The organism is Kitasatospora sp. NPDC048296, from assembly GCF_043201815.1.
Classification (GTDB): Bacteria; Actinomycetota; Actinomycetes; order Streptomycetales; family Streptomycetaceae; genus Kitasatospora.
Genome location: NZ_JBICZB010000039.1, coordinates 58,957 through 72,498, shown reverse-complemented (window position 1 = coordinate 72,498; position 13,542 = coordinate 58,957). Strand labels below are relative to the sequence as shown.

At 73.5% G+C, this 13,542-nt stretch carries 13 protein-coding genes; 3 read left to right on the top strand and 10 right to left on the bottom strand.

Going from position 1 to position 13,542, the window contains the following annotated elements:
- Positions 1-146 precede the first annotated feature (146 nt).
- From ACGF12_RS22895 to ACGF12_RS22850, 10 genes are all read right to left on the bottom strand, one after another.
- On the bottom strand, positions 147-893 hold the full coding sequence (locus ACGF12_RS22895) for a hypothetical protein (protein ID WP_393033014.1): 747 nt from the start codon (positions 891-893) through the stop codon (positions 147-149).
- Positions 894-987: 94 nt separating this feature from the next.
- Positions 988-1,593, bottom strand: coding sequence for a hypothetical protein (locus ACGF12_RS22890; protein WP_393033011.1), 606 nt, complete (start codon positions 1,591-1,593; stop codon positions 988-990).
- Positions 1,594-1,662: 69 nt separating this feature from the next.
- On the bottom strand, positions 1,663-1,884 hold the full coding sequence (locus ACGF12_RS22885; RefSeq protein WP_393033008.1) for a hypothetical protein: 222 nt from the start codon (positions 1,882-1,884) through the stop codon (positions 1,663-1,665).
- A 322-nt stretch (positions 1,885-2,206) separates the two neighbouring features.
- Positions 2,207-3,772 carry a hypothetical protein gene (locus tag ACGF12_RS22880; RefSeq protein ID WP_393033005.1) on the bottom strand — a complete coding sequence of 522 codons (1,566 nt, stop codon included), beginning with the start codon at positions 3,770-3,772 and terminating at the stop codon, positions 2,207-2,209.
- Positions 3,773-4,144: 372 nt separating this feature from the next.
- A complete protein-coding gene (locus ACGF12_RS22875; RefSeq protein WP_393033002.1) occupies positions 4,145-5,668 on the bottom strand; it encodes a hypothetical protein in 1,524 nt (507 codons plus the stop codon).
- Positions 5,669-6,186: 518 nt separating this feature from the next.
- Entirely contained in the window at positions 6,187-6,432 is a 246-nt protein-coding gene (locus ACGF12_RS22870) for a hypothetical protein (protein ID WP_393032999.1), read from the bottom strand.
- A gap of 814 nt (positions 6,433-7,246) precedes the next feature.
- Complete coding sequence (locus tag ACGF12_RS22865) at positions 7,247-7,669, bottom strand: hypothetical protein (protein ID WP_393032996.1); 423 nt, start codon at positions 7,667-7,669, stop codon at positions 7,247-7,249.
- Positions 7,670-7,682: 13 nt separating this feature from the next.
- On the bottom strand, positions 7,683-8,867 hold the full coding sequence (locus tag ACGF12_RS22860) for a helix-turn-helix domain-containing protein (protein WP_393032993.1): 1,185 nt from the start codon (positions 8,865-8,867) through the stop codon (positions 7,683-7,685).
- A 760-nt stretch (positions 8,868-9,627) separates the two neighbouring features.
- Positions 9,628-10,113 carry a hypothetical protein gene (locus tag ACGF12_RS22855; RefSeq protein ID WP_393032990.1) on the bottom strand — a complete coding sequence of 162 codons (486 nt, stop codon included), beginning with the start codon at positions 10,111-10,113 and terminating at the stop codon, positions 9,628-9,630.
- A gap of 184 nt (positions 10,114-10,297) precedes the next feature.
- Complete coding sequence (locus tag ACGF12_RS22850) at positions 10,298-11,092, bottom strand: hypothetical protein (RefSeq protein WP_393032987.1); 795 nt, start codon at positions 11,090-11,092, stop codon at positions 10,298-10,300.
- Between the two features lie 144 nt (positions 11,093-11,236).
- Here ACGF12_RS22850 and ACGF12_RS22845 point away from each other — a divergent pair, with 144 nt between their 5' ends.
- The 3 genes from ACGF12_RS22845 to ACGF12_RS22835 are packed head-to-tail and all read left to right on the top strand — an operon-like array spanning position 11,237 to position 13,526.
- The gene (locus ACGF12_RS22845; RefSeq protein WP_393032984.1) at positions 11,237-11,767 is read left to right on the top strand and encodes a hypothetical protein; all 531 of its coding nucleotides are present in this window, start codon (positions 11,237-11,239) and stop codon (positions 11,765-11,767) included.
- On the top strand, positions 11,764-12,726 hold the full coding sequence (locus ACGF12_RS22840) for a hypothetical protein (protein ID WP_393032981.1): 963 nt from the start codon (positions 11,764-11,766) through the stop codon (positions 12,724-12,726). Before ACGF12_RS22845 ends, ACGF12_RS22840 begins: the two co-directional genes overlap by 4 nt.
- Entirely contained in the window at positions 12,723-13,526 is an 804-nt protein-coding gene (locus ACGF12_RS22835) for a hypothetical protein (RefSeq protein ID WP_393032978.1), read from the top strand. Before ACGF12_RS22840 ends, ACGF12_RS22835 begins: the two co-directional genes overlap by 4 nt.
- The last annotated feature ends 16 nt before the right edge of the window (positions 13,527-13,542 follow it).

Sequence of the window (13,542 nt, the reverse complement as noted above, 5' to 3'; positions counted from 1 at the left end):
GGTCGGGCCCCGCGGGCCCCCCGCCGGGCGGGCCCCCCCGAACCCGCCCCCCCGCGGGTGCGGGCGGGGGGGGCGGGGGCCCCCGCCCCGCGCGGTCCGGGCCTCCGAGCTCCCCGTGGGGCGGGGGATGCGGCCGGGCGGTGGGGTCACCAGTGGTGGCGGAAGGGGCCGAACCCGTGGGCAGCGGCGAGGGCGTCGAGGTCGAAGGCCGCTGCCGGGACCGTGACGAGGATGCCCGGGAACTGCTCCTCGATGGGCTCGCGCGTGATGCGGGGCTCCCATCGGAGCCGGCCGCAGACGCACCCGATCGCCGCGTGATCGTCCACGAGCAGGACCAGCCACGTCTCCTTGCCGCAGTCGCAGGTCAGGCGCTCGCTGACCTGCGGCCACGACTCGCGCGGAGGCAGCGGGAGCTGGGCCGGTACCTCCACCTGGTGGACGAACAGCTTGGACACCACGATCACCGCGATCGTCTCGGCCGCGCGGATCGCCAGGTCGAAGCTCTGGGCAGCGCGCTGCTCCAGCGTGCTGAGGAAGGGCCAGCACCCGGCCTGGACGTCGAACACCGGGCTGTCGCCGATCGTGCTCAGCGTCCGGGCCAGCTGGTAGATCAGCATGTTTAGCTCGAAGGTGCTGCCCCCCAGCGCCTTGTCGCGGTGAAGTTCGTAGCGGACGCTGTCCGGCGCGTGCTCCAGCACCCGGGCCGCGGCCCGGGCCCGCAGGAGCAGCCCCTGATTCGTCTCGGTCAAGGTCGCGGGCACCACGTACATGTCCCGGTACTGGTAGGCAATCTCCCAGAGCCCCCGCTCCTGGGGCGGCCCAACGAGGCTGGCCGCCAACGGTGGTACCGGGTGGCGGTCCAATACCTGCTGGTAGGCGCTCGGGACCCTCATGGGGTCCACCACAGCGCGCTCCCGGAGGGGGACCGTCGGCCGGGCGTTCGGGGTGGTCACGGGGGAACTCCAGGTCGGGGTCGGTGCCGGCTGGCTACGGCGTGATGACGGACGTGGTGACGACGGTCCCGTCCTCCAGCAGCACCGAGCCGTGCGCCACGAAGTCGTGCTCGCGGGCGTGCCGGTACTGGAGGGAGCCCGTCTCATCGAGGAGCCCGGCCAGCGCCTGGTCCAGCAGCCCCTCGGAGCGCAGGACCACGCGCACGCACGGCGTCCCGGCCTCGTCGTAGACGTGGACGCTCTCCGCCTGCCGGGCCCAGGCCCGCGCGCTCCAGGGGATGAGGGCGCGCACCCGGCGGCCGAGCTCGGCCGCCTGCTGGGTGCACGGCGCCTGGGAGTCGGGTTCGTCGAAGTAGAGGTGGCTGGCGTAGACGGGCATGCCGTCCCAGACTCCCCGGACCCGGGCGTGGCCCCCGCAGCCGACGCGTTCGTGGTCGACCGGTGCGTTGAGGGCCGCGGCGATGCGGTCGAGCGGGCCGACCTCGTCGGTGTAGGGGAGGCCGGTGCGCACCAGCAGGCGCACTCCTTCCGCCTGCCGGGGGTGGAGGCCGGCCCGAAGGCCGGCGACACCGTCGAGGCGGTCGAGGAAGCCGGCTGCGGCGTGGAGCAGTTCGGGGAGGCGGTGGCGGGGCTCGTTCACGGTGGCGTTTCTCCTGTCCGTCCCGAGGGGACTTAGGTGTGCCCGCGCCTGGGCCAGCGGGGTCGGGTGTCAGCTGCGTTGCGCTGCGAGACCGCCCGGCCCGAGCTTCCGGCGGCCCGGCGGCCGGTCCGGGTCCGCGGCCTCGGCGGCCGTGATGGTGAAGGGCTGGGCCAGGCGCTCGGCCGGCATCAGGCGCTCACCGATCGGCTGGTCGGCCGCGGCTGCGGCGTGGGAGAACGGCTGGGCCAGGGGGCGTCGGGCCTGACGGCCCGGCAGCTCTTGTTCATTCATGACGAAGAGTCTCCCAGGGCGAGCGCCGGCTACGGGCCGGGAGCAGGGTGTCCCGGCAGCACCCGCACCGCACGGTGGGGTGAGGTTCCGGGGAAGCCCACCCCACCGACCGTGGCCGGTATCCGGGGCGAGAGGACAGGAAGACAGATGGCCGGCGGCCTCGACGGCGGTCGCGGGGACGCCCCCACCGGAGCATGCCGTCTGCGGCGGCGCTGAGCTGGCCCAGCGCGACCAGCTCGGAGCCGAACGTGTCCGGCAGCACGGTCCATCGTCACTACGGATTCCTCCTTGTTCACGGGGGTGTGCACGGAGGACGCTGCTGCTACCAGTTGTGGCGGAAAGGGCCATACCCGAACTCGCCGGCAATGGCGTCGAGGTCGAAGGGCGGGTAGAAGCGCGCGAACTTGCCGGGGTCCGCCTTCTCGATGGCCTCACGGTCGAGGCGGTCCGCCCAGCGCAGCCGGCCGCAGGTGCAGCCGATCGCGCCGTGCTCCCCGATGAAGATCAGCAGCCATCGGCCCGCGCTACCGCAGTCGCAGACGACGCGCTCCACCCTCGACGCGGACTGCACGCCCAGCTTCTCACTGGGCACGGCGGCGCGATAGTTCCACAGGTGCAGCTCCGGTGTGACCGCGATCTCGACCGTTTCGGCCTGTCGCAGGGCCAAGTCGAAGGACTCGGCCGCGCAGGCTTCCAGGATGCCGATAAGAAGCAAGCAGTCGACCGAGACGTCGAGATCGGGGTCTGCGCCAGCCGCTTCCAGCTCATAGGCGAGCCACAGAAGACGCTCTTCGAGGAGGAAGCTGTTGCGGCTCGGCGGTTCGGAATGGCGGACACGGCGGAGGAGTTCGTCCGTGATGCCGCTGGGCGCGTCCTCGATGGCGCGGGCTGCGGCGCGGGCGCGGCGTAGGAGCTTCTGGTGCTCCTCGGAGAGGACCCGCGGAAGGAAGTAGCCATCCCGGAAGAAGCGGGCGATCTCCCACAAGCCCCGGTCGTACTGCCCCGTGAGGAACGGCACGCGCCGCTCCCATCGGGGCAGTGCGCCAGTCGGCGGCGGCAGGTTCGGGTGACTCTCCAGCACCCGCCGGTGCTTCCACCCGACGCGCCGCGGATTGACGAGCGGCTGGTCCCAGAGGGTGAGCGAGTCCCGGATGGGAGCCTCATCCTCGGCGGCTTCCACCGGGCGGGGGGCCGGTTCGCGCTTGGGGCGCTCTGCCGGTTCGTGGCCCAGCACGGCCCACGTCATGAGGCCGTCGGGCAGGCCGCGGCGGAGGACCTGGTCGATCTCGGTCGCAATGGCGCTGGCGCCGGCTAGGGCGTCGTCCGAACTGCCCCACGTCGTTTGCGTGTCCCACTGGCACCACGGGTACTCGTCACCGGCGGCGACGCCGTACGCCAGGCCCGGCCCGCCGTCGCTGGGCATCACCCAGAACCGGTCTCCCGCCTCGCGCTCCTCCGCCCACCCGGCCGCCTGGCCGGTGAGGAGGATCTCGACACCGGTCGGGAGTTCCTCGCCGATCTCCCAGCCGAGGGCGCGCAGCCTGGCAACGACGATCGGCAGGTGCTGGCGCTCGTAGGAGTCGAACAGCTTGCCCTTGCGCATCGACGGGAATCGCGCCCTCCAGGGGTCGGCCTTTGCCTTGAGGAGGTTGCGCTGCCACGCGGACATGGCCTGGTACCGGCGGCGGACGAGCTTCCTGGCCGCGTCGGTCAGCCGCATGTGCGCCGAGGAGTACTGAGCGGAGGGCCGGACGATGACCGCTCCGGTCACCATCGCGACGCCGTCGGCGTCGCGCAGCTCGAACCACCATTCCGTTTCACTGGTCCGCACCTTGTGCCAGCCCTCGGGCCATGTGGCCCTGACGTAGTAGGTGCTGGCGGCGCGCATCGTGTGAAGCGTGATGCCCAGCAGGCGGTAGGTCTCTGCTGTCTCGGACTCGTCGCTCCGGCGTCGGGGGAGGAACTGGCCGTACGTGTCCGCGAGGAAGTCCTGAAACTCCCGCTCCTGACGCTAAAGGGCTGAGCAAGGCGCCCGGCCTGCATCAGGTGCTCACGGACCGGCGGCCGAGGCGTGGGAGAACGGATGGACCAGGGCACGTCGGGCCTGACGGCCCGGCAGCGCTTGTTCGTTCATGACGGAGAGTCTGTCAGGCCAGGCAGACACCACTCCGGCCCGGAGCAGGGTTCCCGACGGCCAGGTCCCGAGGGAGCGCTGGGTGGGCTTCACGGAGAATCCCACCCAGCCGGCCGCCGCAGCCGATCACGACTTCCGGGCGTGGCGGGCGGCGCGCTTGCACGCCTCGCAGTAGGCGACGCCGTCCGGCCCGTAGCGCCCGTGCTCGCCCTGGTCGTGGCCGTGCCGGCACCGAGCAGGGCGGGCGGTCCCGCCGCTCAGATGGCGGACCTGCTCGCGCACCTTCGCGCGTCCGGTCTCGTCGTCGACGTGGTCCGGGGCCATGCAGTGCCGGAACCCGCACTCGGCGAAGGCCTGGCCGACTGGGTCGCGCCCGGTGGCCCAGCGGAAGGAGAGCGCGCCCGGGCTGAACGGCCGCTCGCGGAACCGCAGCACCGGAGTGCCGGACCTTCCCGCCCGCGGCCCGTTCCATTGCACGTGGCCGCCGTCGACGGGGACCAGGTTGTCGAGCCACTTCTTCGTGACGGTCCCCCACTTCTGGGGCTGCGCCCAGGTGATGCCGGCGTCCTTGCGGATCCGGGCGACGGCCGCCTTGTCCACCCCCAGCGCCCTGCTGATCCCGAGGGTGCTGTGGGTCTTCAGCATCGCCCGGATCTCGGCCTCCTTCGGGTGGCGCCGTGCGGGGGCCGCGGCCGGCCCGACGCCGCACCGCGTCCTCAGCCTGGCGATGGCCTGGAGGTCGGCACCGGTGCGCCGCCGGATCTCGGCGTTGGTGTGGCCCTGGAGAAGCAGGTCGCAGATCAGCCCGGCCTTGGGGTGCGGCCGACTGCGGGGTGCGGGCAGGTCCGCGATGCCGGCGCCGGGCTCGCCCGCTGGCGGCATGGAGCAGCCGTCGACTGGGGCCGGACTGGTGACGGCGGCCGGGACCGGGGCGGAGGTGCGGGGCGCCTCCTCGGCCGGCTGCGGCGCCGCTTCAACGTCCGCTGCCTCGGCCTGTGCGCACTGGCCGGTTGCCGCGGGCTGCTCGGGCGCGGAGGAGGCGGCGCCGGTGCCGGCCGGACGGCCGTGGCCCTTGATGCCGTGGGCGGGGCGCCGCCCCTCGGCGTTCCAGCGCTCGATCGTCGCCCGGCGCCAGAAGGCGACGCCGTAGAACTCGGCGTCCGGCTCGGGGAGCCGGGTGGCCTTGCTGCCGTGGAAGTAGGACTCCATCGTGCTCTTCGTCGGCCGGCGCTCCTCCGGCAGCGCCATCCGGGCCTCTTCCAGGGTGAGCAGCTCGCGGCCGCGTACCCACGTCCGCAGCTCCTGCTCGTCCAGGCTGTCCAGGGCCTCGACCGTCAGGTCGGTCTCGGCGCCGTCCTTGGCCTCCTCGATGAGGACCTCGCGGGCCAGGGCGCGCAGCTCGTCCGCGCCGAGAGCGCCGAGGTCGGTCAGGGCCGGGATCGGCGCGGGGCTCTCGCCTTTGGGCCGGCGGGCGTTGGCGGCGGCGACGCGGGCCTGCTCCAGGTCGTAGAGCTCCTTGGAGCCGGGGCCGCGGCCGGCCAGCACGGTCAGCTCCTTGAAGCAGCCGGCGTTGCGGAGCGTCCCGACGGCCTTGCCGGCCAGGGCGGCCACGCCTTCGCGGTCGATGACCTTGCGTCCGATGCTGATCACGATGCCCTCCTCCGTTTAACGACAGCCACCCAGTGTGACATAACAATGGATACCATGAAGTCAGCATCGATGGCAAGTCTCGGTCGTCTTCGCGACCGCCCGAAGCCGGCGTTCCCCCTCCGTCCGCCGGGGCGCCGGCACTTCTCCCCCAGCCCGGACGGCCCTCCTGTCGCCTAGCACAAGCACGTCCCCGGTCCCGCCGGGTAGCGCAAACCGCCCGCTATGTCACACCACGTGACTACCGTTGGTGCCCACCCGACCTGGAGGAGCTCCCATGCCCGACCACCCGCCGATGGCCCTGCCCGCCCTCGACGGCGCCCGGCCCCTCGGCTTCCTCGCCGCCCTCGGCTGACCCGGCCCGCCGGGCTGCGCCCACCCCCGTGTCCGACGTCGGCACGTTCCGGGTCCGCGCCCCGAAGCGGGGCCACACCGCCAGCGCGCCGCGCAGGTAGCCGCGTCCAGGCCTGGCCCAAGCCCTACCCGGGTTGGTCCTCGGGCTGCACTGCGGCAACGTGCTGCTACGCGTCGCTCCTGGCTGCTTCCCGAACGTCCCGCTCCGCCTCGAATCGGTTCCCGCCCGCTGCAGCCCAGTAGGGGTGCGCGTGCAACTCCAGGCCTACGCGGATGAACGCCTCGTACAGCCCGCGGTCCGTGGAGTCCTCGGTCCACGCGGCCTCCGCTGCGTACCACTTGCGCTGAACCTCGACCACCTCCAAGCGCTGCCGGGCCAGGTCTTCGGGGGTGCCGTTCTCGTGTTCACTCACGATCTCTATCGTACGAACACACCTGCCCTGTGATGCGTTCACCACCCGCTGTGACCTGGGCTTTTCGGTAGGCGACAGCCAGTCCTTGGGGTGCGTGCCGTCGGACAGGCCGCACGCCCAGGAGCAGCGTGCCGTCGACTGCGGCCGGACTGCTCCGCGCTCCAATGCCGCCCCGGCGAGCGCGTACGCGGCGAGCCGGCCCTCCTGGACAGCGACGCCGGCCCCAGGCCAGCAGCTGCTGTTCCGGGTGGGCACCGTCGGCCGCTGTCGCAGCAGGGCACTACTGGCCAACCGCCAACACCGCCCGACCCGCGCCCGATAAGACGCTCGACCCCTCTGCTGGTCAACCGGGCCCGCTCGGTTCACCAGGAGACGGGACTCCCGCAGGTCCTTCCCCGGCCAGACGCGGGCCCGCTGCCGGATCCCGGCCGCTTCGCCATATCCGCCCGGGCGCCGCGGTCCCCACCGAGGGTGAAGCCGCGGCCCACCGCCTCCGGCACCCGGACCGCTACGCCCTGCGCAGGAGGGCCGGCCGGCCGGACGGCGGCACCGGCCCCAGAACCGCCATTGCGCAACCATTGCACGCGCCTGACCAGCGGAAACGCGGTCCTGCCGCCCTGCTGCGCAACGTCGGCGGGAGCCTGCGCAAGGCGCCATTGCGCATGATCGTTTCTGCGCATGCCGCCATTGCGCAGGCGGGCGGTGCTGCGCAATCCCTCCGCCCGGGCCCGTCCGGGGCTGTCCCGCGAATCCCGGGACGGCGGCCACAACCCGGCGGCGGCCAGGCCCGCCGGGACCGTCACGGTGTCTCCCCCTAAGACCGTTCCGCTGCGATCCTGGCGACCGACCGGGCAGCGGCCGCGAGCGCGCACCGGCCGGCGCCCGTCACCGTGATGATGGTCGCGTCGCTCCAGCCCAGTGCGTGGCGCATCAGCACCACGTCCTGCTGGTCCGTGGTCAGGTGGGCCACCGGGGCCAGGGCGCGGGGCCCGGCACGGCCGACCAGGGCGGCACGGACCAGCCGCCAGGCGGCGGCTGCCGCGTCGGGGGCGGCCAGGACGCTCTGCCAGCAGGCCGCGACCTCCGCGGCGGCGGTGCGGACAGCCGACGGGACGTCCTCGGGCGGCAGGAGCAGCCCGGCGTAGTCGAGGTAGTGGTGGAAGTGGGACTCCAGCAGGGTGGTGACACCCAGCGCCGGGTCGTGTCGGCGGCGGGGCGTGGTGGAGGAGGGGGACATGCGTCTCTCCCGGTCAGCCGAAGGCCTCGGCGGGCGGTCCGTCGTAGTCGTTGATGTAGGTGTGGCGGTGGCGGGCCAGCTGGACGCGCTCCCACAGCGGCAGGACGAAGGCCGGGTCGGCGCGCAGGACCTCCAGGACAGCCTCGACCGTCGGCCAGTCCGGCACGCGGGCACCGGAGAGCAGATCGGTCGCGGCCTCCGGGCTGACGCGGCCCCGGGAGGAGTCGCTGATCGTCAGCGGGTCGGGGGCGAAGGCGGCCAGGTGGTGACCGCGCACGGCAGCGACGAAGGCCCCCACGTACTCGGCCTCGACGATCGGCGTCGCGTCGAACGGCCGCTCGGGCAGGATGCCGCGGGCGGCGTCCCACAGCGGGCGGATCTCGGCCGGGCGGCCGCCCGAGGCCTCGACCAGGGCGTAGGCGACCGGCCAGGAGGGGATCCGGTCGCCGACGAACACCCGGGAGACCATGGAGGCCGACACCCCGGCAGCAGCAGCCAGCTCGCGCGAGGAGCGTCCCGACCGCCGGTGCAGGAACGACAGCGCGCTCGCGAGCTTGGCTGCGGCCACCGACGACAGCGACTCGGCGGGATCCTCCGGCGCAGCAGAAGGCAGCGGGACGGCCGGCACCTGCCCGTCTCCCGGGTTCTGACGGCCCGCCGTCGCGGGGCTTGCGGGCGAGGCCGAGGCCGCCTTCGCGGCCCCGGTGTGCGCGGCGGGGCCGGCTATCGCCCCGGTCACCGGCTGCGCGCGCTGGCTGCGGGCCTTGCGCTGGACGCGGCGTCGGGCGGCGTAGGTCTCGTCCCAGCGCCGGCGTGCCGTGTCGGCGGACCGCCCGGTCAGCTGACCGATCGCCGCCCAGGGCAGCTTGCGGGCACGAGCCTGGAGTACGACGTGTGCCCGCAGGTCCTCCAGGTCCTCCTCCGCCTCGGCGATGAGCCCGAGGACGGCCTGGACGTCCTCGCCGGGCTGCGCGGCAGCGACTGCGGCCGCGCTCTGGGCGAGCTGGCGGGCGAGCGCGAGGTGGTCGCGCGCCAGGGCGCTGACGAGGTCGTCGACGGTCCGGTCAGTCGGTGCGACCTTGCGGGCCCGATCAGCCTGCTGCTGGCAACGCGCGCGGCAGTAGGACGGGGTGCGGCCCCGGCGCTGGGGGCGGGTGAAGCGGCGCCGGCACCACAGGCAGCGCAGGATCTGGGTCACGAGAGGCTCCGTGCCGAAGGCCGGCCCCCGGGGACCCCGGGGACCGTGAGCGGAAAGAGGAGAGGTCCTCGGCGGTTGGTCGCCCGTCCGCCGAGGGGAAATCCGCGCAGCGCGACAACACCGGGGCAAAGCCCCAGCCCTGCCGCGCCGCGCCGCCGCTAGACCCTCCGACGGGTCCGCGGCCTCCTCCCGGGCCGGTATCCGCTGGTGAGGGCCCACATCAGGACGGAGACCAGGCGGACCACATCACGACCGCACTGCCCGCCCGGCACCTCGATGACCCAAATCACGAGCACCACCAGCGCCACGAAGGCGAAAATCTGCTGATTGACCGACAGGTCAACGCCCCTCCACGGGCCCTGCCGCGTTTGGCCAACGGGCCGGACGGGGATGGTAGCGTCGAGCGGACCGATCCGGCGTGTACAGGCACGCCGGGACCGGCCCAGGGCAGGCAGCCGCATGGCTCCTCCAGGGGGTTCGGTTCGGACGGTTAGCGAGTAGGGACCCCGGCGGCCTGGCGACCAACCTTCACCCCGGGGCCCTTTTCGTTTGTGCGGACAGTAACCCGCTGCGCGCGCAGAGTGGGAGCCGATTCGGGCAGAAATGCGGCTTGTCCTCATATCTACGAAGGCCGCCGCCCGCAACACGCACACCACCGGTCACATACGCTCAAACCGTTGCATGCTTCTGTCAGATGCCGACCGCCCGAGCGGTGTGAAGCTCTCGCCCGGGCGGTCGGTGCTCCCCCCGCTGCCGGCCTTCAGGCGCCCCGCGCCGCCGCCTCGGCCGTCTCCGCCACCGCCAGAGCGTTGAGCACCGCAGCCTCGGCGACCTTCGGGTCCTGCTCCACCGTGGCCGCCAGGACCGCGTGGCCGAGCGCAACCCGTACCCCGTCGTGCGCCGACCGCCCTGCTGCGGACAGCTCGGCGAACGCCGCCCGCAACCACCCGACGACGTCGCCCTGGTGGTCGTCCTCCAGGTCGTTGAGCGTCAGGCGGCAGACCCACTCCCAGCTGTGCGACCGCAGCACCTCCGCATAGCCCCGGTACTCGAACAGCACCCCGCAGCGCAGCTCCCCCTCCTCCACCACCCTGCGGCTGCCCTTCCAGTTGTCGGCCAGCCAGCGGTGGCGGACGCACGTGTGCAGGACGTAGTCGTACGTACGGTCGCGGCGCTGGCTTCGGCGTTCAAGGACATGGGTCGCAGGTGAGGAACAGGTGGTGAGCTGGCGGAGCGTCATGGCCATGGTCAGTCCTCCCGAGTCGGTGGAACCCAGATCGTGCCGCGTCCGCCTGCCGCGCGCTGCCCAGCACTGGGCAGTGAGACCATGACGCAGACCACACCGAGCCGCAGAGCAGAACCCCGCCGAGACGCCCACCGGCTGTCCCGGGCCCGGGGCTACGCGGAGCCCGCTTCGTCCCCGGAGCCCGTCAGCGGGCTCCACCGTCCTGCCCGAGACCGGGCCACACCTCCAGCGCGCCGCGCAGGTAGTCGCTGATCCAGCGGCACCCGAACTCGTCGTCGCCCGCGCCCTCGGGGCCCGGGCGCAGCCCGGACGGGCGGTCGCCGACGGCCGCGACCAGGCCGGCCAGGGACGGCGACGTCCACACCTGCGCCTCGGGGATCTCGCCCTGGTCGTCCTCGGGGTCCGGGCAGTCGACCGCGACCCAGCCGACGGCGGAGACGTAGAGCACTCCCTGGAAGCTCTCCGCCCCGAGGTCGTCGTCGAAGCCGGTCTGCTGGAAGAAGTGCATCGTGACCGTCGAGGCGCGCAGCCGGTCCAGTCCGACGCCGCAGTCCGACGCGCCGAGCAGGTGCTGCTGGAGAGCCGAGGCGGCGAACTGACCGAGTTCGTCGTCCCCGTCGCCGGGCACCGCCAGCTGCCACCGCTCCATACTCCAGCCGCCCACCTCCGGGTGGAGGGAGTGGAAGCCCTCCCCCACCACCGGACGCCCAGCGCCCGGGTCGCCGGCGGGAGCGAAGTCCAGGCACGGCGGCGCGTACACGCCCTTGTCGTGCAGCTCGCGACGCAGCGCGTCCTCGTAGTCGGGGGACAGGCCGCGCACGGCGCCCAGGACCATGCCAAGGAAGCGGTCCTGGACCGCGCCGGTGAACTCCACCCCCTCGGGAAGGCGCAGCGGACCACCCTTGAGCACCGAGTTCATGGTCTCGGCGAGCAGCAGCGCCACCTGCCGGTCGATCCCGGCCTGCGCGGTGTTCTCCATCAGCGGTTCTCCTCTGCTGCGGCGCCCGCGCGCCGACACCGGGGCGGGCGGTCACTTTCCGGAATTGGTGACGGACTGTCAGTGCCCATAGATACCGTCTGTGGCGGAGCGGCAGGAGCTGTTTCGAGAGATGGAGGGGCACGGGTGGACAAGGTCTCCGAACGGTTCGCACAGCTGCAGAGGGACGTCGGACGGCGCCACGCCACCGCGGCCGCGCTGCAACCCGGCGCCGCCGGCCGCCAAGCCGCGTTCGACGAGCTGCTGGCCGCCGCCGACAGCCTCCTCGCCTACGCCGCGCAGGTGCCCGGCCTGCGCGAGGAACCGGCCCGCCGCACCACCCAGCTGTTCGTGCTGTGGACCTCCCGGGGCACGGCCGCCGTCGCCGCGCTCACCGGCGCCGCCGTGATCCCCGGCTGGGTGGCCTGGGGCTGGCTCCTCCTCCTGCTGCCCGTCCTGCTCGCGGCCCTGGGCACCGGGTGGAAGGCCAAGCCCCTGCCCAAAGGCCGCCCGCACCTGCGCCACCGCACCAGCGCCGTGTTCCTCGCCGCCTGCGCCCTCGTGCTGAGCGCCGTGGCCATCGGCCTGCTGAGCGCCTGGTGGCTCACCGCCGCCCTCGCCTGCGCCGGCGCCGCCTTCCTCACCGGACTGCCTGACGAGCCAAGGAGCACGAAGTGACCACCCCCTACGGCGGAGACCTGGAGCGCCGGGTCCAGCGCCTCGACCGCTCGGTCGACGACGTGGAGTCCGACGTCCGGCGCCTGCGCGAAGACCTCGACGAACAGACCTCCGGCACCAGCCGCCGCCTGGACACCGTCGAGTACGACCTGAGCCAGCGGCGCAGCGAGACCGAGGAACTGGAGGAGCGTGCCGACACGACCGACAGCGACATCACGGACCTGCGGACAGCGGTCGAGGACCTCGGCCAGCGGGTCGCCTGGCTGGAACGCCGCGTGCGGACCGCAGCTGGCGGGTCGGCAGTTGATCTGGACGCCACTGACAATGAGATCGATCAGCTGGTGAAGAGGATCGCTGCCGGCCGGGCGGCTGAAGCTCAGCTGCTGCCCGCTGCGGAGCGCGCCCGCCACACCCGCAGCGTGGTCGCTTTCAACGAGGCGACCACCGCCCTGGAGGAGGCTCGTACCGCTGTTCTGGCGGCCGCTTCCACCCTCGCCACCGCCGCCCACGGCAGCGTCCCCTTCACGAAGGCGGCCACCGCCTATCGCCTGGCCAGCACGAAGGTGCGTGGCACGGCAGCCCAGGTCGGACGGCTGAAGAGCGCTGCTGACATGGCGCGCAACGTGCTCGACCGCGACGAATCCCTCGATCAGACCCTGGATGAGGCCGCTGCCGCCGGCGAGGCCGCCGAGCAGCGTCTCGCCGGGATCGCCCGCGCCCGCATCAGCGCCGCCATCATCGGCACCGACCTCCTTCCGGTCTGGTTCACGACCGCGCTGGGCCCGATGCCACCCCGGGAGGACACCGCGGACTGGCTTGACGCCGCGACCCAGGCCCTGGTCTACCGCATCACCTACGGCATCCGAGACGAGGTCCTCGCCCTCGGGTCCATCCCCGCCCAGGCCACCGCCCGCCAGCGCGCCGACCACCAGGACGCCGCGCAGGGCCTGCGCCGGTGACCACTCCCCCGTCCACGACCGCCCCGACCGCCAGCCGGGGCCGGCTCGACCCGGTGCTGGCCGACCACGTGATGGACGCCCTGCACCTGGCCGGCCTGCCCATCGCCCACGGCGGTCACGGCCCGGGCGTCCACTTACGTCCGGCCGAACCCCTCGACGACAACGACGACTGCCACGGCCTGATCGCCCTGCACTGGCTCCCCTCCCGGCGCCTCGCGCACGCGGCCGCCACCGAGCAGCACAAGCAACCCGCCCACGCCGCCCAGCAGCTCGTCGTCAACGCCGTCCAGCACACCCTGACCGTGCTCCTCCCCCTCCTCGGCACCACCGCCGACCGGGCCTTCCACCTCTGGGAGGTCCGGGTCACCGCCGCCGAGCCCCTCCCCCGCGAACTCACCGGTCTGCCCGGCCCGCGTCCCTCTGGGCCCGCGCCCATCGCCCCTGGTATCCGGCCCGACGTCATCACCGCTGTCCGCCACAGCGCCGCCCTCGCCGGCCTGCCCGTCGCCACCCACCCCGGCGACCCGGGCATCACGCTGCGCCCGTGCCCTCCCCTGGACCCCGGCGACGACACCACCGGCATCGCCGACCTCGGCTGGAACCCCTCCCGCCGCCTCGCGGCCGCCGCCACCGGCCACGCCGCCTGGAACCTGCGCGCCGCCGTCGAAGAGGCCGTCCGCCAGGCCCTGCCCGTCGCCCTCGGCGCCTGCGGCCTCGACGTGTGGTGGCGCCGCCCCGACGGCCTCCCACCGCAACTGCGCGCCTACGGGCCCAGCGAGGACCCGCCGATCCGGCGCTGAAGCCTCCCGCCCACCC

Bases quoted from the DNA above. Each gene is read 5' to 3' on its own strand.
- ACGF12_RS22895 (WP_393033014.1), bottom strand. From the start codon at position 893: ATGAGGGTCCCGAGCGCCTACCAGCAGGTATTGGACCGCCACCCGGTA.
- ACGF12_RS22885 (WP_393033008.1), bottom strand. From the start codon at position 1,884: ATGAATGAACAAGAGCTGCCGGGCCGTCAGGCCCGACGCCCCCTGGCC.
- ACGF12_RS22880 (WP_393033005.1), bottom strand. From the start codon at position 3,772: ATGCGCGCCGCCAGCACCTACTACGTCAGGGCCACATGGCCCGAGGGC.
- ACGF12_RS22865 (WP_393032996.1), bottom strand. From the start codon at position 7,669: ATGTCCCCCTCCTCCACCACGCCCCGCCGCCGACACGACCCGGCGCTG.
- ACGF12_RS22855 (WP_393032990.1), bottom strand. From the start codon at position 10,113: ATGGCCATGACGCTCCGCCAGCTCACCACCTGTTCCTCACCTGCGACC.
- ACGF12_RS22850 (WP_393032987.1), bottom strand. From the start codon at position 11,092: ATGGAGAACACCGCGCAGGCCGGGATCGACCGGCAGGTGGCGCTGCTG.